Origin of the sequence: Propioniciclava sp. MC1683, from assembly GCF_014164675.1 — a bacterium.
Classification (GTDB): domain Bacteria; phylum Actinomycetota; class Actinomycetes; order Propionibacteriales; family Propionibacteriaceae; genus Propioniciclava.
On sequence record NZ_JACJFX010000101.1, the window covers coordinates 1 to 1,179 of the forward strand.

Genomic DNA, 1,179 nt, shown 5'->3' on the forward strand with positions numbered 1-1,179 from the left:
CTAGGCCGTGTTGCTAAACCTCTTTGAGGTGTCTGCGGGAGATTCTGGATGTGTGTCGCGTGATGTGATCTCGGATGAAGCGTGGGCGGTGATCGGCCCGCTGTTCCCTACTGCGAAGTCGACGGGCCGTCCACCCTTGGATCGGCGCACGGTGGTCGAGGCGACGGCGTGGCGGTTCCGGACCGGGGCTCCGTGGAGGGACGTGCCGGAGCGATTCGGGAACTGGAACACGATCTACAAGAACTTCAACCGGTGGTCCGAGCTGGGCGTGTGGGCGAAGGTGCTGGAGAAGACGCAGGCGTTTGCGCAGCAGTCCGGGGACCTGGACTGGGTCGCATCGATCGATTCCACGATCGTGCGCGTGCACCAGCATGGCGCGACCCTTCCTCGCACCACGGGGGGCTCTGTCGAACTACAAGAAGTTCGGTGATGAGCCGCTCGATCATGCGATCGGCCGCTCCCGGGGCGGGTTGACGACGAAGAATCATCTGGTCTGTGACGGGAAGGGGCGTGCTCTCGCGTTCATCCTCACGCCCGGGCAAGCTGCGGACACAAGCATGCTGTCCGCGACGCTGAGCGAGATCCGCGTCCCGGGCGCGAGAGGCAGGCCAAGGTCGAGGCCGGACCGGGTGCTCGCGGACAAGGGCTACCCGTCAAGAGCGAACCGGGCTTGGCTGCGCGAACGCGGGATTGCTGCGACGATCCCCGAGCGGGACGATCAGATCACTCACCGACGCAAGCGCCGCGGGCGACCGATCGACTTCGGTGACCAGCAGCGGGCCCGCTACCGCGGCCGCAACGTCGTCGAGCGGTGCTTCAACAAGCTTAAGCAGTGGCGCGGGATCGCGATGCGCTCAGACAAACTCGCCCGGAACTACCACGCCGGCCTCTGCCTCGCCGCCACTTTGCACTGGATCAGCACGCCCGCGCTATGACCGCCGGCGCTTCGAGCGGCGCTGAAGAACCAGATAGGTAGCGGCGAGCACTGCTCCGGCTGCGACGAGCGCGGCAGCGAACCATGGAACCTCGACCCAGAACCACACGATGTTCGTGCCCGTGAACGAGAACCCGAATGACAAGCACACCGCAAGGATCGCTGCGACCAACAGCATCGACCGACGACGTTCCAAAGCGACCATTCCAGCACCCGCCAATCAGATCCGACCCACCTGTCCCACA

1 pseudogene is annotated in these 1,179 nt (G+C 65.1%); it reads left to right on the forward strand.

The features are described 5' to 3' along the window. Nucleotides 1–52: 52 nt before the first annotated feature. Nucleotides 53–935: pseudogene (locus H5397_RS17405) on the forward strand (IS5 family transposase). Nucleotides 936–1,179 lie beyond the last annotated feature (244 nt).